Origin of the sequence: Collinsella aerofaciens ATCC 25986 (assembly GCF_964239575.1) — a bacterium.
In the GTDB taxonomy this organism is placed as follows: domain Bacteria; phylum Actinomycetota; class Coriobacteriia; order Coriobacteriales; family Coriobacteriaceae; genus Collinsella; species Collinsella aerofaciens_BQ.
The window spans coordinates 16,731-34,333 of the sequence record NZ_CAXSQQ010000002.1; the positions used below are offsets into that span (position 1 = coordinate 16,731).

The following is a 17,603-nucleotide window of genomic DNA, read 5'->3' on the forward strand; positions in this document are numbered from 1 at the left end:
CAAGCTGCTGGAACCTGGGGGGCGTTCCCCGTGCGACGCTTTCGTGGCAAGACTGTCCTCATCAACTAGCCGTTTAAGAACATCCTCAACGACTAGTCATTTAAGTCTGTCCCCAATGAGTGTGTCCCCAATGAGTAGGAATAGAAAAAGGCCCGGGTGCCGTGGGGCATCCGGGCCTTTGCTAGCAACTTGATGTTGCGGGCAGCTTAGAACTTGTGGCCGCACTTCTTGCAGACGCGCAGCTTGTTCTTGCCGTCCTTCTCGTGACCGACGCGGGTAACCTTACCGCACTCGGGGCAAACGAGATTGACGTTGGAGGCGTCGATGGGAGCCTCCTGCGAAACGATGCCGCCCTGCTGGTTGGCAGCATTGGGCTTGACGGCCTTCTTGACGACCGAAACGCCCTCGACAACGACCTTGTTCTCGGCGGGGAGAGCACGCAGGACAACGCCCTGCTTGCCGCGATCCTTACCAGAGAGAACCTGGACCTTATCGCCCTTCTTGATATACATATATCTCCCCTAACTACAGGGTCTCGGGAGCGAGCGAGACGATCTTCATGTACTTCTTGTCACGAAGCTCGCGAGCGACGGGCCCGAAGATACGGGTGCCGACGGGCGAACCATCGTTGTTGATGACAACGCAGGCGTTCTCATCAAAGCGAATGTAGGAGCCATCCTTGCGGCGGATCTCCTTAACGGTGCGAACGACGACGCAACGGACAACGTCCTTCTTCTTGACGTTGGCGCCAGGGGTAGCCTCCTGGACAGCACCGATGAACACATCGCCGATGCCTGCATAACGACGCTTGGAACCGCCAAGCACCTTGATGCAGCGAATCTTGCGAGCGCCGGAGTTGTCGGCGACGTTCAGCATGGTTTGCATCTGAATCATGGTAGATGTTCCTCCGAACTAAGAACCGAAGAGAGGTGCGCAGCCTTTATACGGCCCGTGGTATGCAAGCCAGGCATACGCACATCTTCGGAAACGTACAAGTCGTAAGAGCGACTGCTTATTTAGCGCGCTCGACGACCTCGATGAGGCGCCAACGCTTCATCTTGGACATAGGACGGGTCTCCATAACGCGGACGGTATCGCCCACGCCAGCCGTGCACTCCTCGTCGTGAGCGTGCAGCTTCTTGGAGCTGGTCATCATCTTGCCGTACTTGGGGTGACGCTTGCGCTCGGTGATGGTGACAACAATGGTCTTGGCACCGGAGACGGAGGTAACGACACCCGTACGGACCTTACGCGAGTTACGCGAATCAGTCATGTTCTCTCCTTAGGTCCTACTCGGCGACAGCGGACTTCTCCGCTGCGATCTCGCGGGCGCGCTGCTCCGTGAGGACGCGAGCGATGTCCTTCTTCACGGTGTTGACGCGAGCGGTGTTGTCCAGCTGGCTGGTGGCCATCTGGAAACGAAGGTTAAAGAGCTCGGCGCGCATTTCCTTCAGCTTCTCAACGAGCTGAGCGTCCGAGAGCTCACGAATCTCTGCGGGCTTCATTAGTTCTCCTCCTTGGCGGCGGCGGCGTCCTCAGCAGCCCACTTGGCCTCGAGAGCGGCCTCCTCAGCCATCTCCTTCTCGATGCGCTGCTCAGCGTTCTTGGCAGCAACAATCTTGGTCTTGATGGGAAGCTTGTGCTGTGCAAGACGCAGAGCCTCGCGAGCGACCTCCTCGGGCACGCCCTTGACCTCGAACATGATGCGGCCGGGCTTGACGACGGCCACCCACTCCTCGGGGTTACCCTTACCAGAACCCATGCGAGTCTCGGCAGGCTTCTTGGTGATGGGCTTATCGGGGAAGATCGTGATGTAGACACGACCGCCACGCTTCATGTAGCGGGTCATGGCAATACGAGCGGCCTCGATCTGACGATTGGTGATCCAATGGGCCTCGAGAGCCTGGATACCAAACTCGCCGAAATGCAGCTCGGTATTACCCTTGGCCTGGCCCTTCATGGAGCCACGCTGCACCTTGCGGTGAAGAATACGCTTAGGGGCAAGCACTACTGACCCCTCCTCTCGGAGTTACGACGACGAGGACGGGAAGAGCCCTCGAGTGCAGGGTTGGGAACAGGCTGGCCCGGGAGCTTCTCGCCCAGGTAGATCCAGACCTTCACGCCGCAAGCGCCCATGGTGGTGCTGGCGACAGCCGTGCCGTAGTCGATCTTGGCACGGAGGGTGTGCAGAGGCACGCGACCCTCGCGGTACCACTCACGACGGCCCATCTCGGCACCGCCGAGACGACCGGAGCACTGGATACGGATGCCCTTAGCGCCGGCCTTGCGGGCGGACTGGACAGCCTTGCGCATAGCACGACGGAAGGCAACGCGGCCCTCGAGCTGCTCGGCGATAGACTGAGCAACGAGGTTGGCGTCAAGCTCGGGGCGCTTGATCTCGACAACGTCGACGGAGAGCTGGCCCTTGGAGACGCCAGCGACCTTCTCGAGCTCGGTGCGGAGGGTATCGATCTCGGCACCCTTCTTACCGATGACAACGCCGGGGCGAGCGGTGAGGATAATGACCTTCACCTTGTCGCCAGCGCGCTCGATCTCGACGCGGGAGACAGCTGCGCGGGAAAGACGCTTCTCGAGGTACTTGCGGATCTCGAGATCGTTACCGAGGGTCTTAGCGTAATCCTTCTCTGCGAACCAGCGGGAGCGCCAGTTCTCGGTGATGCCAAGACGGAAGCCGGTGGGGTAGACTTTCTGACCCATACAGCTTTACGCCTCCTTTCGAGGAGCAACGACGACGGTGATGTGGGAAGTACGCTTCAGAATGCGAGAAGCGGAACCCTTGGCGCGGGGACGGATGCGCTTAAGCGTCGGACCCTCGTCAACATAGGCAGCGGCGACAACCAGGTTGTCGGCACGCAGACCGTTGTTGTTCTCGGCGTTCGCAACGGCGGAACGGAGAACCTTCTCGACATCCACGGCGACGGCGCGGTCGCAGAAGTGGAGGATGTCGAAGGCCTGAGCGACAGGCTTGCGGCGGATCAGATCGACCACCAGGCGGGCCTTGCTGGGGGAAACACGCACGTACTTAGCGACGGCGCGAACCTCGGTGGCCTCAGTTTCAATAGACTTAGTTGCCATTTACGGTTAACCCCCTATTTGGCCTTGTGGCCACGGAACGTACGAGTCGGCGCGAACTCGCCGAGCTTGTGACCAACCATGGACTCGGTAACATACACGGGCACATGCTTGCGGCCGTCGTGGACGGCGATGGTGTGACCAACCATCTCGGGGAAGATGGTGGACGCGCGGGACCAGGTCTTCACGACGTCCTTCTTGCCAGCCTCGTTCATCGCGGTGATACGCGAGAGAAGGCGAGTCTCCACGAACGGGCCCTTTTTGAGACTTCTGCTCATAAGTGCTTTCTCCTAAAACTCGGTATCCGAAATTACTTCTTACGGCGACGAATGATGTGCTGGTTCGAGACCTTCTTCTTCTTGCGCGTACGAAGGCCCTTCGTCGGCTTACCCCAGGGGGTAACGGAGGGACGACCAGAGGTGTGGTTCTTGCCCTCGCCACCGCCGTGCGGGTGGTCGACAGGGTTCATGACGGTACCGCGGACGGTCGGGCGCACGTTCATGTGACGCTTACGGCCGGCCTTGCCGATGACGATGTTGGAGTGATCGGCGTTGCCGACCTCACCGACGGTGGCGCGGCAGGTAACGAGGATGCGGCGCATCTCGGAGGAAGGCATACGGACGATAGCGTACTTGCCCTCCTTACCCATCAGCTGGCAGGAGTTACCGGCGGAACGGGCGATAGCAGCGCCCTTGCCCGGCTGGAACTCGACGGCATGAATGAGCGTACCGACGGGGATGTCGGCGAGGGGCAGAGCGTTGCCCGGCTTGATGTCGGCGTCAGAACCGGACATGATGGTCTGACCGACCTCGAGGCCCTTGGGGGCCAGGATGTAGCGCTTCTCACCGTCAGCGTAGTGCAGCAGAGCGATGCGAGCGGAACGGTTCGGATCGTACTCGATCGTGGCAACCTTGGCGGGCACGCCGTCCTTGTTGCGCTTGAAGTCGATCACGCGGTAACGACGCTTCACGCCGCCGCCCTGGTGGCGGGTGGTGATGCGGCCGTTGTTGTTACGACCGGCCTTCTTGGGCAGGGGCTCGAGAAGAGACTTCTCGGGCTTGGTGCAGGTGATCTCGGAGAAGTCGGAGATCGTCTGCCAACGCCTACCAGCGGAGGTCGGCTTAAGGTGCTTTACAGCCATTACAATCCCTTTCAATAGGAATCCGTTAGCCATCGCAGACAGGGATTCGAGGTTCTGCCTCGGGTGCGATGACACCGGACGTATACACGGTTCCGGGCGTGTCCATTTAATACGCCCAAAACCTTGAGCTCCCGCCTCCCCTATTTGGGAGGCATGAGCTCACTCAACAGCAGCGAGTCTTAGGCCTGGTTGCCAAAGACCTCGATGGTGTCGCCCTCGGCCAGCGTGACGATGGCCTTCTTCCAAGAACGGGTCTTGCCGGCGACATAGCGCACGCGCTTGGTCTTGGGCTTGACCGTCAGGGTGTTCACGCGAACGACCTTGACGCCGAAGATCTCCTCGACAGCGTCCTTGATCTGATACTTGTTAGCATCCTTGGCGACCTCGAACGTGTACTTGTTCAGCTCCATGCCGGAGAAGGAACGCTCGGACACGATCGGACGGATGATGATCTCGTGGGCGGTCATTTATGCAAGCACCTCCCCGAAGTGAGCGGCGATGTCGGCGGGCATCAGCACAGCGTTGTTGTTGACGAGATCGTAGGTGTTGGCCTCGTCAGCGGTGATGATGAACGTCTTGGGAATGTTGCGGAACGACAGGTAGGCGTTGACGTCCTCATCGCGAACGATGATGGTCAGACGCTTGCCCTCAAGGCCGAGAGCCTTGAGCATGGCGACGGCAGCCTTGGTGGAAGGCTTCTCGAAGCCGTAGTCGTCGACGAGCACGAGCTCGCCATCGGCCAGCTTGGCGGACAGCGCAGAGCGCATAGCCAGCTTGACCTCCTTGTTGTTCATACGCTTAGCGTAGGAACGGGGCTTGGGGGCGAAGACAACGCCACCGTGACGCCACTGGGCAGCACGGATGGAACCCTGGCGGGCACGGCCGGTGCCCTTCTGACGCCAAGGCTTCTTGCCGCCACCGGAAACCTCAGAGCGGCCCTTAGCGGACTGGGTGCCCTGACGCCAAGAGGCCATCTGGCACTTGACGATGTGGTGCATAACGTGGATGTTCGGCTCGATGCCGTACACCTCAGCGGCGAGCTCGGCCTCGGCGACCTTCTTGCCCTCGCTGTTCTTTACTTCAAACTTTGCCATTTAAGTGTTCTCCTTGGTATGACGCTGGGCTAAATGGGCTGGGCCCTTAGGCCATACGGATGGCGACGAGACCATTCTTGGCACCCGGGACAGCGCCCTTGACCAAGATGAGGTTCTGCTCGGCATCGATGCGGACAACGGAAAGGTTCTTGACGGTAACGCGCTCGTTACCCATGTGACCGGCCATCTTGACGCCCTTGAGGACGCGCGCAGGATAGGCGCACTGACCGATAGAACCGGGGTGACGCTGGAAGTGTGAACCATGCGTCATAGGACCGCGGCGCTGACCCCAGCGCTTGATGCGACCCTGGAAGCCCTTACCCTTGGAGGTACCGATGACGTCGACCTTCTCGACATCAGCGAAATCAGCGACGGTGACGACCTCGCCGACCTTGTGCTCCTCGCCGTTCTCGACGCGGACCTCACGAAGGAAGCGGACAGGCTCGACGCCAGCCTTGGCGAAGTGACCAGCCATGGGCTTGTTCACGTTCTTGGCCTTGATGTCGCCGAAACCGATCTGGACGGCGTCATAGCCGTCGGTTGCCTGAGTTTTAACCTGCGAGACAGCGCAGGGGCCAGCCTGGATGACCGTGACGGGAACGACGTTGTCGTCCTCGTCCCAAACCTGGGTCATGCCAATCTTGCGGCCGAGAATCATGCTGATCAAGATATGATCCCAACTCTCGCGTGGTCTTGGGACAATGCGTACACCACCGAGCGTACGCCCCTAGAGGACCACTACTTACACGACGTGCTCCCCAGCCTTGTATTTCGCCCGGACTACCTGACAACCCTATTAAGCAGGCATTTTGTCCAGCCAGAATACTCCCCTGGTTACACACAGCTGTTTAGTATACACGGCTGCGGGCGTATCCATCGAGATTCATATTTCACTCACATTGTTTACGCAGGTAAAGTGCGTGGCACGTTCCCAGTGTGCGGCGGAGGGGGGCGGGCCTGAGGCATATTAAGGTTGCTGCTCTACAGTCCTGCTCACGACGGAGAGCACATTAAGTGCTCTCCTGTTCGTGCGGAACTCGCGACAACCTTAATATGCCTCAGGCCCGCCCCCTCCGCCGCACACTGGGAACGCCACGTAGATGTCTGCTAAACCTTGCTCGCTCAGCTAATTACTTTGTTGGGGGTCCACTATTTGCTGGAGGGTGAACTTGCATTGCATTGGCTCGCCTTCTGCTTGTAGCTTTGCCTCATCGAAGTCGAAGATCATGATGGCGCAGTTGGGGAGTTTTGCTGGGAGCTCGAAGCCCTCTGGGGCTGCAGCCTTGATGAATTGGCGGCTGGCGCTGCCGTGGCTTACTGCTAGGAGGGTTTCGGTGTCCTCGGAGTCCATGAGATTAGTGAGGGTGCCTACCATGCGTTCTTGCAGTGCGCGGCTTCCTTCTCCTCCGAAGGGGACCAGATCCTCGCCTGGATCCCAGACGTCGGTGGGCAGAGCGTCGTGCGGGCCTTCTTCGAAGGTGCCGTAGCAGCGCTCGATGATGCCTTCGCAGGGCTCGGCTGCTGCGTCCGGGCCGAGGAGCTCGCATGCGACGAGCTGAGCTGTGTCCATGGCTCGGCCTAAGGGCGAAGAGACCACTTTGTCGGGGACAACGTCGTGGCTCTTGAGCCATGCGGCTGCCATTCCCGCTTGTTTGCGGCCCAGGTCGGTCAGCGGTGAATCGCAGCGGCCCTGGACCAGCTTTTTGACGTTGAACTCCGTCTGGCCGTGGCGGAGTAGATACAGCTTCTTCATGCTCTCCCCTTCTGCATAACCTGCTTTGCCGGCACAGCCTTACTCGTGGGTATGTCCTACGTAGTCTTCGTCGATCGTAATCTTGGCAATCGACTTGGGATATTCCGATTCGACCCGTTGTGCCAGCGCGTGCTTTACGTCTTCGGCACTCATCTGCAGATCCGAGGGACGCACGCAGTCAAAGATCACGTTGGTGTGCGTAGGACCCGGCACACAGCGCAGGTCATGAATCGAGAGGCGGCTATCGATCTCCTGGGCCATGACGTGAATGCGCAAGCGCATGCTCGCCACCTTGGGGTCATCGGTCACGATGGGGTCGTAGTGAAGCGTGACGATCATGCCGTCCTCGTCCCTAAACGACTGCTCGATGTTATCGAGCGTGTCGTGACTTTCCATCGGGCTGGCCTCGGCTGCCATCTCAGCGTGAGCGCTTGCGAACTTCCTGCCCGGGCCGTAGTCGTGAACCATCAGATCGTGAACGCCCAAAACGCCGGGGTAGCTCATGATCTTGTCTCGAATGTGCTTGACCAGCTTAGGATCGGGCGACTGGCCCAAAAGCGGGCTCACCGTATCCTGGATGAGCTCAAAACCGCTCCAGCCAATATAGGCGCCAACGGCAAGGCCGACCCATGCGTCAAGATTGATGTGCGTCACCTGCGAAACAATTGCGCACGCCAACACGGCGCCTGTAGCAAGGACATCGTTCTTGGAATCCTGCGCGGTCGCATGCAGCGTCTCGGACTCAATGCGATCGCCGAGCTTTTGGTTGAGGGCCGCCATCCACAGCTTTACAACCATCGAAAGTGCCAGGACTGCCACCAGGGCAAGCGAGAACTCGACAGGCTCCGGGTTGACAATACGCTCCACCGAGGACTTCACCAGTTCGATGCCAATAAGCAGCACGAGCGCCGCCACGACCAGACCCGAGAGATACTCGTAGCGACCATGGCCGTATGGATGCTCGGGGTCGGCGGGCTTGCTCGCCAGCTTAAAGCCCAGCACGCTCACGATATTCGAGCTGGCATCGGACAGGTTGTTCATGGCATCCGCCACAATCGAAACCGATCCCGAAACCACACCGATTGCGCCCTTCGCAGCACAAAGCGCAACATTAGCGAGAATACACACCATGCCCGCTAACGTGCCCACACGCGCACGATCGCCCTGCGCGCGACGAACGATCCACTCGACCATCTGCATCCGCCCCCACGGTACTACCTATATATCTATTGCTCAAACGGATTGTAGTGTAGCCACTTTGTCTCCCAGATACAAAGAGGCCGCAGCCCGCACGGGCCACGGCCTTGGAGCATGACAAAAGAATCGTCCTTTTGTCGCACAGGTTTATGCGCTTACTTCAGCAGCGCTCGCCACTGTTTCGGGTGAATCGGCCCCGTCTTCTGCCGCCTGTCCCTGCGCCGGCACCACGCCAAAGCAGTAGCTCAGCGCCGCAGACACCGCAAATGCCACACCGCCGGCAACGCAGCACCACAGCAGGTTCGAGATGCCGCCCGTGGCAAAGCCAATGACCATAAGGACATTCGTCATGCCGATGGTATAGGCCGTAACGTGGCCCACGGCTGCAACAAGGCCTCCGACGGCGCCGCCAATGGCCATGCACGTCAGGCACCTGCCATATTTAAAGCCGCAACCGTACAGCGCCGGCTCGCTTACGCCGCCAAGAACACCCGAGATTGAGTAGCCCAGCATGAGCGCCTTCTCGTCCTTATCCGCAACGCGGAGCGACGCGCCAAAAGGCATGCCCCAAACGGCGAACGTCGCCATCGTCGCGGCAATCAGGATGCACGAATCCGTTCCCACACTCATAAACTGCGCGTACGCAAGCGATAGAACGACGTTGCTGACGCCCGCTATCTTTAGGAACTCCCAGCCCGCGGCAAGCCCCATGAGCGTGAGCAGCGACACGATGCCACCGGAATTGCCAAGCATAAACATAAGCTGGCCCAACAGCATGCCCAGATAGCTGCCCGCCGGCGCCGTGATACACAGCGAAACCGGAACCATGACAAGCATGGTCGCAAACGGAACAAACGAAAACGCCACGGCCCTAGGGATAACGCGCTTAAAGAAACACTCCACTCGCCATAGCACAGGCACCGAAAGGAGAACTGGAATAACAGTCGTCGTGTAATCGTTGACCGGCGCGGGAAGCAGACCATACACGGAAGTCATCGATGCCCCCGTCGTCGATGCGGCATCGACGAGCTTAAGCAGATCGGGCGCAATCAATACGCCGCCCAGCATCATGCCCAGCTGCTCCGAGCAACCGAGCTGGCGGGCGGCCGCCCAACCAAGATAAATGGGCAAAAAGTAGTAGCCGGCGTTATAGAGCCAACTGTAGAACAGGCGATAGATTTCGGAATCGGCAGACCACAGGCCCAGCATGCCTTCGCCCATAATGACGGCGACGGTGCGGAACAACGCCGCGCAGACAATAAACGGCAGCGCCGACATCATGCTTTTGGACAGATAGTCCACCACGGCCATGGCGTTTGATGAAACCGACGTTGTAAACGAGGTGTTAGAAACTTGTAGCATGGAACGTCTTTCCCAATATGACATGCGGGCTGTCCCTTTGTCACATCGTGCGGTATCGACCGATTGCGCGGTACTTTTCGTAGCGGAGGTTTGTGAGGGTCGCGTCGTCGAGCTGCCCAAGCGTATCGAGGGCATCAAATGCCGAGGACATGACGGCACCGGCGATCTCCTCATGCGACAGGCCCTTATCGTCAACAATGCCGTCGATGATGCCGAGCGCCAGCAGATCGGGGGCCGTGAGCTTAAGCGCCTCGGCGGCCTCATCCGCACGCTCGGTATCCTTCCACAGGATCGACGCACAGGCCTCGGGGCTCACGACTGAATAGGCCGAGCTCGAGAGCATCAGGATGCGGTCGGCCACGGACAGCGCCAGCGCGCCACCAGAGCCGCCCTCGCCTGTCACCACCGAGACAATCGGTGTCTTAAGGCCGCTCATCTCCATGAGATTCTGAGCAATCGCCTCGCCCTGGCCGCGCTCCTCGGCACCGATGCCGCAAAACGCGCCCGAAGTATCGACCAGGCACAGAACCGGTCGACCAAACTTTTCGGCCTGGCGCATAAGGCGACGCGCTTTGCGGTAGCCCTCGGGATGTGCCATGCCAAAGTTGCGACGCATGCGCTCTTTGGTCGTGGTGCCGCGCTCGATGGCGATGACCGTTACGGGGCGCCCGTCTTTCCAGCCAATGCCAGCCACCACAGCGGCGTCGTCGCCAAAGTAGCGGTCGCCGTGCAGCTCCACAAATCCATCCAGGCCCAGCGAGATCATCTCGCCCGCCGTGGCGCGATCTGCCGAGCGGGTCTGTTTGACAATCTCGAGCGCGGTTTTTGGTGCGCCCGAGCGCTTGAACAAGTGTCCCAACTTTTTGCCGTGGCGACCCGTATGCACAATCTCGTGCGGTGCCCCCAGGCCGGGCACGTGCCCTTCGTGCAGCGCCAGCAGCTCGCCCACCGTGAGCGCAATCTCGCCACGCGGAACGACGGCATCGCAAAAGCCGTGCTCCAGCAAAAACTCGGAGCGCTGGAATCCCTTGGGCAGGCGCTTGTGCATGTTCTGCTCGATCACGCGCGGGCCGGCAAATGCCGTCAGGGCATCGGGCTCGGCCAGGATAATATCGCCCTCCATGGCAAAGCTCGCGGTTACGCCGCCGGTCGTGGGGTCGGTGAGCACCGTGATATACAGGCCGCCCGCCTCACTGTGGCGCCTAACCGCCGCAGAAATCTTGGCCATCTGCATAAGCGATGTCACGCCCTCTTGCATGCGTGCACCGCCCGAAACGGTAAAGCCGACAACTGGCAATCCCAGCTCGGTCGCATGCTCAAATGTGCGACAGATCTTCTCGCCCACCACGGAACCCATCGAGCCCATCATAAAGTTGGCGTCCATAAAGAAGAGCGCCGTATCGCAACCGCAGATTTTGCCCTTGCCGCACACAACGGCATCGCGCTCGCCCGAACGCTCGCTCACGCTCTTAAGCTTGTCGGCATAGCTGGGAAACGAGAGGAAATCCTCCGACGCCAGATTGGCATCCCATTCCTCAAACGTGCCCTCGTCGACCGTCATGCGCATGCGCGCGCGACCGCTCACGCGAAAGTGTTTGCCGCAACGAGGGCAGACCTCGAGGTTGTCGTGCAGGCGTGCCTCATCGATCACGCGGCGGCACTCCGGACACTTGATAAACACGTGGCGCGCGGGAAACTCGGCGCACGACTCGGTCATCGGCCCCTCGAGGACGTTGACCGTCTTCGCTTTTCTATTCATCAGCATAGAGATGCCCCATCAGATCGGTGTGGTACATGCCCGACAAGAACTCATCGTTTGCCAGCACGTCGAGCTGCAGTTCGCTGTTTTCGCTCACGCCCTCAATCACGAGCTCGCCCAGGGCCGAGCGCATCTTGCGAATGGCGCCGTCACGCGTGGGCGCACACACGATGAGCTTGCCAAGCATGGAGTCGTAGTACGGCGGAACTTTAGCACCGGTAAACATGGCGGAATCCCAGCGCACGCGCGGACCACCCGGCACACGCAACGCGGTGACCGTTCCACATGACGGCAGAAAGTCCGGCGTCTCGGCATTGATGCGGCACTCCATGGCGTGGTTGCGGACCGGCATGTCCTCCTCAAAGGGCAGAGGCTGGCCGGCTGCCACGCGCAGCTGCCACTTGACCAAGTCGGTATCGGTCACAAACTCCGTAACCGGATGCTCCACCTGCAAGCGCGTGTTCATTTCCATAAAGTAGAAATTGCCGTCGTCCGAATACAGGAACTCGATGGTACCGGCTCCTTCGTAGCCGACGGCACGAGCCAGGTCGCGTGCCGCCTTGTGCATGCGAGCACGAATGTCGTCGTGTCCGTCGAGGCACGGCGCGGGGCTCTCCTCGATTAGCTTTTGGTTGCGCCGCTGCACCGAGCACTCGCGCTCGCCGAGCGAAAACACATGGCCCTGCTTATCGGCCATAATCTGTACCTCAACGTGATGCGCCGGCGCGACGAACTTCTCCATGTAGCACTCGCCGTCGCCAAAAACGGCCTCGCCCTCGGCGCGTGCTTCAATAAAGGCCTTTGCCGCATCTTCCGCGCGCTCGACCTTACGAATACCGCGACCGCCGCCGCCCGCACGCGCCTTAATAAGCACGGGGCAGCCAATGCGCTCAGCCTCGGCCGTTGCCTCCTCGGGACTTTTGAGCAAATCGCAGCCCGGCACGATGGGCACGCCCGCCGCGGCAGCCGTTCGACGTGCGGCGTCCTTGTCGCCCATGCTGTCGATCACCTTGGCCGAAGGACCAACAAACGCCAGGCCATACTTGTCGCAGTCGCGTACGAAGCTCGCCTTCTCGGAGAAAAAGCCATAGCCGGGATGAATTGCCTTAGCTCCCGACTTTACGGCACAGGTGAGCACAGCATCGTCGTTGAGGTAGCTCTCGGCAAGACGCGGACCGCCGATGCAATACGCCTCGTCGGCAAGCTGCACGTGCAGCGCGTCCGCATCGGCCGTGGAATAAACGGCGACGGTCTTGATGCCCATATCGCGGCACGCGCGGATAACACGGACCGCGACTTCGCCGCGGTTGGCGATGAGCACTTTGTCGAACATGAAGCCTTCCTTAACTTTCGTGCATGAGTGCAAAAGACATATCGGCGCGGCAGCAAACCTCACCGTTGACGCTCGCAGTACCCGTCGCAAAGCGGAACGGCCCGCGCGCACGCGTGATGGTGCACACCAGATCAACCGTGTCGCCCGGGCGCACCGGACGCTTAAAGCGCACCTTGTCCAGACTCGTGTAGAACGGCGTCGCGCCGCGCGCTTCCTCATCGCCCATCAGCAGCACGCAACAGTTTTGGGCGAGCATCTCGCACTGAATCACGCCGGGGACCACCGGGTTTCCCGGAAAATGCCCCTGCAAAAAGTACTCGTCGCCCGTAATCGTGATCTTGCCGTGGGCCTCGTCGCCCACCAGCTCGGCCTCGTCGAGCAAAAGCATCGGTTCGCGATGCGGCAACAGTTCCTTAAGCTCTTCTTTGTTCATGGATATCACCTATCCGATCCTCATGAGGCAGCTGCCAAACTCCACGAGGTCGCCGTCGGCCACGCAGATCTCGAGCACCTCGCCGTCTGCCTCTGCCGTCACCTCGTTGAGAACCTTCATGGCCTCGATGATGCAGAGCGTCTCGCCGACCTTGACCTTAGAGCCCACGTGCACAAACGGCTCGTCGCCCGGCGCCGGGGCAGCATAGAAAACGCCGACCATGGGAGCGGTCACCTCGGTGCCCTTGGGCTCCGGTGCGGCGGCAGGTGTCTGCGCGGCGGGCTCCGGTGCGGCAGGCGCGACTGTGGGAGCTGCAACTGGAGCGGCCATAGCGCTCGGCATGGGCATGGGCACGGCAACCGGCTGTGCGGCGCTCGCGCGCTCGAGTTCGACCGCGGTGCCATCGGGCTCCTCAACGCGTACGCGCGTGAGGCCGCGGTCCTCCATAACATCGGCTATCTCGGCAAGTCTTTTGGAATCCATGCTCTAGCTCCTCGTATATCTACGCAGCGCGATGGCGGCGTTGTGTCCGCCAAAGCCCAGGTTGGTCGAAAGCGCCCAGGTAAGGTCAGCGCGAACCGCGCGATTGGGCGTGTAGTCAAAATCGCAGGCGGGATCGGGCGTGTGGTAGTTAATGGTCGGCGGCACCACGCCCTGCTCGAGCGCCATGGCGCAGGCCATGACCTCGATGGCGCCCGTGGCACCGATCATGTGGCCGGTCATCGACTTGGTCGACGAGACGTGCGCGGCGCGCGCCGCGTCCTCGCCGAGCGCACGCTTAATGCCCGCCGTCTCGGACGAATCGTTGAGCTTGGTCGATGTGCCGTGGGCATTGATGTAGAGGCCCTCGGAAGGCCTGACGTCGCCCTCGGTCACCGCCAGCGATATCGCGCGGGCAATGCCGGCAGCCTCGGGATCAGGGCTCGTGATGTGATAGGCATCATCGGTGTTGCCGTAGCCCACGACCTCGGCATAAATGTGCGCACCGCGCGCCTGCGCATGTTCCATGCTCTCGAGCACGAGCACGCAGGCGCCCTCGCCCATCACAAAGCCATCGCGGTCTGCATCGAACGGGCGGCAAGCCGTCGCGGGATCAGGGTTGGTGGTCAATGCGCGGCAGGACGTAAAGCCCGCAACGGCATCGGGGATAATTGCGGCCTCGGCGCCGCCCGCGAGGATCGCGTCGGCATAGCCGTGCTTTATGGCGCGGAACGCCTCGCCCACCGCATGGGCCGAGGTTGCGCACGCGGTCACCACGGGCAGGGTCGGGCCCTTTGCCTTGTGGCGGATTGCGATATTGCCCGATGCCATGTTGGGGATCATCATCGCGATCATATAGGGCGATGCGCGGCGGGGCCCACGTTCGGCAATCGTATGGACGTTGTCGACGAGCGTCGTCATGCCGCCCACGCCCGAGCCCACGTAGACGCCCAGGCGCTCGCGATCGATGGCGCCTTCGACATCAAAGCCCGCATCGTGCATGGCCTCATCCGACGCCGCCATCGCAAACTGTACACAGGGGTCGAGATGCTTGGCGTCGTGCTTGCCAAAGTACTCGTTGCCGTCAAAGCCCTTGACCTCGGCCGCCACTTTAACGGCGAACGCATCGGTATCGAAGTGCGTGATCGGGCCGATACCGCACGTGCCGGCGCACATGGCCGCCCAGGTGGCAAGCGCGGTATTGCCGAGCGGCGATACGGCACCGATGCCGGTGATTGCAACTCTCTGTTCCATCATGGTCTCCTCATCCAAGCCGTTGTTCGGCCCTGGTTTCTACATCGCCATTCCGCCGTCGACGCGCACGACCTCACCCGTAATGTAGGCAGCCGCATCGCTCGCCAGAAAGCGCACTACGCCGGCCACCTCCTCGGGGCGCGCCATACGCTTAAGGGGAATCTGCTCCTCGGTTACCGTACGCACCTTCTCCGAGAGCTTTGCCGTCATATCCGTCTCGACAAACCCGGGGGCAACCGCGTTCACTCGTACGCCGCGTGGCGCAAGCTCGCGCGCCACCGCCTTGGTCAGACCGATGACGCCCGCCTTGGAGGCGGCGTAGTTGGCCTGCCCGGCATTGCCCATCAGGCCCACAACCGAGCTCATGTTGATGACGCAACCGCCGCGCTGGCGCATAAAGGTCTTGGTGAGCGCGCGCGTCGTGTTAAACGTTCCTTTAAGATTGACATCGAGCACGCGATCGAAGGCGTCATCGCCCATGCGCATGAGCAGGCCATCGCGGGTGATGCCAGCGTTGTTGACGAGCGCCCAAATGGAGCCAAAGTCGTTGAGGGCCGCTTCCACGCACGCGTTGACGGCAGCGGGGTCGGCCACGTCACATTGATATGCGCGCGCCGTGGCGCCAGCCGCCTCACAGGCTTCGCACGTCTCGCGCGCCGCATCTGCGCTACCGGCATAGACGACGGCGATATCAAAGCCGTCCTCCGCCAGGCCCACGGCACAAGCGCGACCGATGCCGCGCGAGCCGCCCGTGACCAGTGCCACACGGCGTGAGTCGTTGCGCTCGAGCGCGCCGTTGTTCAAGTTGCCCATGTCATTCCTTTCGGGTTACAGCCCTGTGGGCTATGCGAGCTCATCGGCAATAGCTGCGACCTGCTCGGCCGTTTCGCACGAATACACGCGAACGTCGCTCAGCGTACGCTTGACCAGGCCCGACAGTGTTTTGCCAGGACCGACCTCAATAAACGTGTCGATGCCTTGATCCTGCAGAGCATGCAGCGTGTCGACCCAGCGCACGGCATGACTCACCTGGTTGGTCAGCACCTCCGATGCCGCCTGCGGGTCGGCCGGATAGGGCGCCGCCGTCATATTTGCCATGACCGGAATCAGCAGCGGAGACGGCGCGTGGCCGGCTTGGATATACGTCGCCAGTCCCTCAGTCGCCTCGGCCATATAGGGGCTATGGAATGCACCCGACACCGCGACCTTCATGGCCCGGCCGCCAGCCTCTTTTACTAGGACGTCGAGGGTCTGCAGCGCATCGGGCGCTCCGGCCACAACCGTCTGCTGGGGACTGTTGTAGTTGACCGGCCAGCAGTCCTCGCCGGCCTGCGCAGCCAGGTTCTCGACTTGCGCAGCATCAAGTTTGATGACGGCGCGCATGCCGCCGGGGTGACGCTCGGCCGCCGTGGCCATCAATGCCGCGCGCTCACACACGAGCTCAAAACCCGCTCGCGTATCGAATGCCCCCGCAAAGGTGAGTGCAGCGACCTCGCCCAGCGAGAATCCCGCACAGGCGGCAGGCACCACGCCGCGCTCACGCAGAGCGGTAGCCGCTGCCAGGTCGTGAACGAACACGCACGGCTGCGTGTTCTCGGTCTGCGAGAGCTCCTCCTTGGAGGCGCTCCGGCACTGCTCGCTGGTCCCCGGGCGCACCTCGTCGACAATGGCGAACACCTCGGCGGCCGCCGGCGATGCCTCGATCAGGTCGACGCCCATCGCGGGGTGTTGGGCACCCTGGCCGGCAAACAGAAACGCTACGCTACCCATGCGGACGCACCCTTCAGGACGCGCTCGGCGCCATCGACCAGATCGTCGACGATTTCACGCGCGCTCTGGCGCTCGCTAACCATGCCGGCAATCTGTCCACACAAAAACGAACCCTCTTCGTAGTTGCCGTCCTTGGCGGCCTTACGCAGCGCACCGGTTCCCAAAGCACCGAGCTCCTCGGCACTCGCACCGGAACCCTCGCTCTTGGCATAGGCGTTGGTGAAAGGGCTCTTGAGGGCGCGCACTGGATGTCCCGTCGAGCGACCGGTCGCACGCGTCGAAGTGTCGTTGGCCTTCAGGACCATCTCTTTGTACTGCTCCGAGACGGTGCACTCGTCTGCGACCAGAAAGCGCGTACCCACTTGCACGCCTTCGGCGCCCAGCATAAAGGCGGCCGCCACGCCGCGGCCGTCGGCAATACCGCCGGCGGCCACAACGGGAATGTCGACCGCATCGACGACCTGCGGCACCAGTGCCATCGTCGAGGTCTCGCCAATATGGCCGCCCGATTCGGTACCCTCGGCAACAACCGCCGTGGCTCCACGACGTGCCACGAGGCGCGCCAGCGCCACCGAGGCAACGACCGGGATGACCTTGATGCCCGCCTCGTTCCACGCCTTCATATACTTGGCGGGATTGCCGGCGCCCGTCACGACGACCGGCACTCGCTCGTCAATCACGACCTGCGCAACCTCGTCGGCAAACGGGCTCATGAGCATAACGTTGACACCAAAGGGCTTATCCGTCCTGGCGCGTAACTCGTGAATCTGGTCGCGTAGCCAGTTGGCGTCGGCGTTCATGGCTGCGATAATCCCTAAGCCGCCCGCCTCGGACACTGCGGACGCCAACGAGGCGTCGGCAATCCAAGCCATACCGCCCTGGAACACGGGCTTTTCGATGCCGAGCAGATCGCAGAGAGGAGTCTTGAGCATCT

General features: G+C 61.3%; 22 protein-coding genes and 1 pseudogene. All 23 read right to left on the reverse strand.

The genetic code is table 11. The features are described from left to right. Positions 1 to 206: 206 nt before the first annotated feature. Entirely contained in the window at positions 207 to 512 is a 306-nt protein-coding gene (gene rplX, locus ACESUZ_RS01920; RefSeq protein ID WP_006235043.1) for a 50S ribosomal protein L24, read from the reverse strand. A 13-nt stretch (positions 513 to 525) separates the two neighbouring features. Further along, on the reverse strand, positions 526 to 894 hold the full coding sequence (gene rplN / locus ACESUZ_RS01925) for a 50S ribosomal protein L14 (protein ID WP_006235041.1): 369 nt from the start codon (positions 892 to 894) through the stop codon (positions 526 to 528). 118 nt (positions 895 to 1,012) lie between these two features. Further along, positions 1,013 to 1,273 (reverse strand): 30S ribosomal protein S17, encoded by a 261-nt coding sequence (gene rpsQ, locus ACESUZ_RS01930; protein WP_006235040.1) that lies wholly within the window; start codon positions 1,271 to 1,273, stop codon positions 1,013 to 1,015. 16 nt (positions 1,274 to 1,289) lie between these two features. Continuing rightward, the gene (gene rpmC / locus ACESUZ_RS01935) at positions 1,290 to 1,505 is read right to left on the reverse strand and encodes a 50S ribosomal protein L29 (protein ID WP_006235039.1); all 216 of its coding nucleotides are present in this window, start codon (positions 1,503 to 1,505) and stop codon (positions 1,290 to 1,292) included. Between the two features lie 86 nt (positions 1,506 to 1,591). Continuing rightward, a pseudogene (gene rplP, locus ACESUZ_RS01940) lies at positions 1,592 to 2,008 on the reverse strand (50S ribosomal protein L16); the annotation flags it as partial. Continuing rightward, the gene (gene rpsC, locus ACESUZ_RS01945) at positions 2,008 to 2,718 is read right to left on the reverse strand and encodes a 30S ribosomal protein S3 (RefSeq protein ID WP_006235037.1); all 711 of its coding nucleotides are present in this window, start codon (positions 2,716 to 2,718) and stop codon (positions 2,008 to 2,010) included. The pseudogene rplP and the gene rpsC, both read right to left, overlap by 1 nt. 6 nt (positions 2,719 to 2,724) lie before the next feature. Beyond that, positions 2,725 to 3,096: a 50S ribosomal protein L22 gene (gene rplV / locus ACESUZ_RS01950; RefSeq protein WP_006235036.1), complete on the reverse strand. Its 372-nt coding sequence runs from the start codon at positions 3,094 to 3,096 to the stop codon at positions 2,725 to 2,727. 14 nt (positions 3,097 to 3,110) lie between these two features. Continuing rightward, positions 3,111 to 3,371, reverse strand: a complete 261-nt coding sequence (gene rpsS, locus ACESUZ_RS01955) for a 30S ribosomal protein S19 (RefSeq protein ID WP_006235035.1) — start codon at positions 3,369 to 3,371, stop codon at positions 3,111 to 3,113. Between the two features lie 32 nt (positions 3,372 to 3,403). Beyond that, positions 3,404 to 4,234, reverse strand: coding sequence for a 50S ribosomal protein L2 (gene rplB, locus ACESUZ_RS01960; RefSeq protein WP_022094198.1), 831 nt, complete (start codon positions 4,232 to 4,234; stop codon positions 3,404 to 3,406). Positions 4,235 to 4,413: 179 nt separating this feature from the next. After that, entirely contained in the window at positions 4,414 to 4,701 is a 288-nt protein-coding gene (gene rplW, locus ACESUZ_RS01965; protein WP_022094197.1) for a 50S ribosomal protein L23, read from the reverse strand. Then, entirely contained in the window at positions 4,702 to 5,328 is a 627-nt protein-coding gene (gene rplD, locus ACESUZ_RS01970) for a 50S ribosomal protein L4 (RefSeq protein ID WP_006235032.1), read from the reverse strand. It lies immediately after the preceding gene. 46 nt (positions 5,329 to 5,374) lie between these two features. Next, on the reverse strand, positions 5,375 to 5,995 hold the full coding sequence (rplC, locus tag ACESUZ_RS01975) for a 50S ribosomal protein L3 (protein ID WP_035137484.1): 621 nt from the start codon (positions 5,993 to 5,995) through the stop codon (positions 5,375 to 5,377). Between the two features lie 459 nt (positions 5,996 to 6,454). Further along, a complete protein-coding gene (locus tag ACESUZ_RS01980; RefSeq protein WP_373198152.1) occupies positions 6,455 to 7,081 on the reverse strand; it encodes a histidine phosphatase family protein in 627 nt (208 codons plus the stop codon). Between the two features lie 39 nt (positions 7,082 to 7,120). Continuing rightward, a complete protein-coding gene (locus ACESUZ_RS01985) occupies positions 7,121 to 8,275 on the reverse strand; it encodes a cation diffusion facilitator family transporter (protein ID WP_373198153.1) in 1,155 nt (384 codons plus the stop codon). Positions 8,276 to 8,425: 150 nt separating this feature from the next. Then, positions 8,426 to 9,640, reverse strand: coding sequence for a PTS sugar transporter subunit IIC (locus ACESUZ_RS01990; protein WP_373198154.1), 1,215 nt, complete (start codon positions 9,638 to 9,640; stop codon positions 8,426 to 8,428). Positions 9,641 to 9,680: 40 nt separating this feature from the next. After that, the gene (accD, locus tag ACESUZ_RS01995; RefSeq protein WP_373198155.1) at positions 9,681 to 11,399 is read right to left on the reverse strand and encodes an acetyl-CoA carboxylase, carboxyltransferase subunit beta; all 1,719 of its coding nucleotides are present in this window, start codon (positions 11,397 to 11,399) and stop codon (positions 9,681 to 9,683) included. Then, on the reverse strand, positions 11,392 to 12,732 hold the full coding sequence (locus ACESUZ_RS02000) for an acetyl-CoA carboxylase biotin carboxylase subunit (RefSeq protein WP_373198156.1): 1,341 nt from the start codon (positions 12,730 to 12,732) through the stop codon (positions 11,392 to 11,394). The genes accD and ACESUZ_RS02000 overlap by 8 nt, the downstream gene beginning before the upstream one ends. Before the next feature lie 10 nt (positions 12,733 to 12,742). After that, positions 12,743 to 13,165 (reverse strand): 3-hydroxyacyl-ACP dehydratase FabZ, encoded by a 423-nt coding sequence (gene fabZ / locus ACESUZ_RS02005; protein WP_117563763.1) that lies wholly within the window; start codon positions 13,163 to 13,165, stop codon positions 12,743 to 12,745. Between the two features lie 9 nt (positions 13,166 to 13,174). Continuing rightward, positions 13,175 to 13,648, reverse strand: coding sequence for an acetyl-CoA carboxylase biotin carboxyl carrier protein (accB, locus tag ACESUZ_RS02010; protein WP_373198157.1), 474 nt, complete (start codon positions 13,646 to 13,648; stop codon positions 13,175 to 13,177). Between the two features lie 3 nt (positions 13,649 to 13,651). Next, positions 13,652 to 14,899, reverse strand: a complete 1,248-nt coding sequence (fabF, locus tag ACESUZ_RS02015) for a beta-ketoacyl-ACP synthase II (protein ID WP_373198158.1) — start codon at positions 14,897 to 14,899, stop codon at positions 13,652 to 13,654. 39 nt (positions 14,900 to 14,938) lie between these two features. Next, a complete protein-coding gene (gene fabG / locus ACESUZ_RS02020) occupies positions 14,939 to 15,712 on the reverse strand; it encodes a 3-oxoacyl-[acyl-carrier-protein] reductase (protein ID WP_373198159.1) in 774 nt (257 codons plus the stop codon). 30 nt (positions 15,713 to 15,742) lie between these two features. Next, positions 15,743 to 16,669 carry an ACP S-malonyltransferase gene (locus ACESUZ_RS02025; RefSeq protein ID WP_373198160.1) on the reverse strand — a complete coding sequence of 309 codons (927 nt, stop codon included), beginning with the start codon at positions 16,667 to 16,669 and terminating at the stop codon, positions 15,743 to 15,745. Further along, complete coding sequence (gene fabK, locus ACESUZ_RS02030; RefSeq protein WP_373198161.1) at positions 16,657 to 17,601, reverse strand: enoyl-[acyl-carrier-protein] reductase FabK; 945 nt, start codon at positions 17,599 to 17,601, stop codon at positions 16,657 to 16,659. Before fabK ends, ACESUZ_RS02025 begins: the two co-directional genes overlap by 13 nt. Between the last annotated feature and the right edge of the window lie 2 nt (positions 17,602 to 17,603).

Excerpts from the sequence above, each read along its gene's own strand:
- rplV (WP_006235036.1), bottom strand. The coding sequence starts at position 3,096 with ATGGCAACTAAGTCTATTGAAACTGAGGCCACCGAGGTTCGCGCCGTC.
- rplB (WP_022094198.1), bottom strand. The coding sequence starts at position 4,234 with ATGGCTGTAAAGCACCTTAAGCCGACCTCCGCTGGTAGGCGTTGGCAG.
- rpsS (WP_006235035.1), bottom strand. The coding sequence starts at position 3,371 with ATGAGCAGAAGTCTCAAAAAGGGCCCGTTCGTGGAGACTCGCCTTCTC.
- rplD (WP_006235032.1), bottom strand. The coding sequence starts at position 5,328 with ATGGCAAAGTTTGAAGTAAAGAACAGCGAGGGCAAGAAGGTCGCCGAG.
- rplN (WP_006235041.1), bottom strand. The coding sequence starts at position 894 with ATGATTCAGATGCAAACCATGCTGAACGTCGCCGACAACTCCGGCGCT.
- fabK (WP_373198161.1), bottom strand. The coding sequence starts at position 17,601 with ATGCTCAAGACTCCTCTCTGCGATCTGCTCGGCATCGAAAAGCCCGTG.
- accD (WP_373198155.1), bottom strand. The coding sequence starts at position 11,399 with ATGAATAGAAAAGCGAAGACGGTCAACGTCCTCGAGGGGCCGATGACC.
- ACESUZ_RS02000 (WP_373198156.1), bottom strand. The coding sequence starts at position 12,732 with ATGTTCGACAAAGTGCTCATCGCCAACCGCGGCGAAGTCGCGGTCCGT.
- ACESUZ_RS02025 (WP_373198160.1), bottom strand. The coding sequence starts at position 16,669 with ATGGGTAGCGTAGCGTTTCTGTTTGCCGGCCAGGGTGCCCAACACCCC.
- ACESUZ_RS01985 (WP_373198153.1), bottom strand. The coding sequence starts at position 8,275 with ATGGTCGAGTGGATCGTTCGTCGCGCGCAGGGCGATCGTGCGCGTGTG.
- fabZ (WP_117563763.1), bottom strand. The coding sequence starts at position 13,165 with ATGAACAAAGAAGAGCTTAAGGAACTGTTGCCGCATCGCGAACCGATG.
- accB (WP_373198157.1), bottom strand. The coding sequence starts at position 13,648 with ATGGATTCCAAAAGACTTGCCGAGATAGCCGATGTTATGGAGGACCGC.
- rpsC (WP_006235037.1), bottom strand. The coding sequence starts at position 2,718 with ATGGGTCAGAAAGTCTACCCCACCGGCTTCCGTCTTGGCATCACCGAG.
- rpmC (WP_006235039.1), bottom strand. The coding sequence starts at position 1,505 with ATGAAGCCCGCAGAGATTCGTGAGCTCTCGGACGCTCAGCTCGTTGAG.
- ACESUZ_RS01980 (WP_373198152.1), bottom strand. The coding sequence starts at position 7,081 with ATGAAGAAGCTGTATCTACTCCGCCACGGCCAGACGGAGTTCAACGTC.
- rplX (WP_006235043.1), bottom strand. The coding sequence starts at position 512 with ATGTATATCAAGAAGGGCGATAAGGTCCAGGTTCTCTCTGGTAAGGAT.
- rplW (WP_022094197.1), bottom strand. The coding sequence starts at position 4,701 with ATGACCGCCCACGAGATCATCATCCGTCCGATCGTGTCCGAGCGTTCC.
- fabF (WP_373198158.1), bottom strand. The coding sequence starts at position 14,899 with ATGGAACAGAGAGTTGCAATCACCGGCATCGGTGCCGTATCGCCGCTC.
- rpsQ (WP_006235040.1), bottom strand. The coding sequence starts at position 1,273 with ATGACTGATTCGCGTAACTCGCGTAAGGTCCGTACGGGTGTCGTTACC.
- ACESUZ_RS01990 (WP_373198154.1), bottom strand. The coding sequence starts at position 9,640 with ATGCTACAAGTTTCTAACACCTCGTTTACAACGTCGGTTTCATCAAAC.
- fabG (WP_373198159.1), bottom strand. The coding sequence starts at position 15,712 with ATGGGCAACTTGAACAACGGCGCGCTCGAGCGCAACGACTCACGCCGT.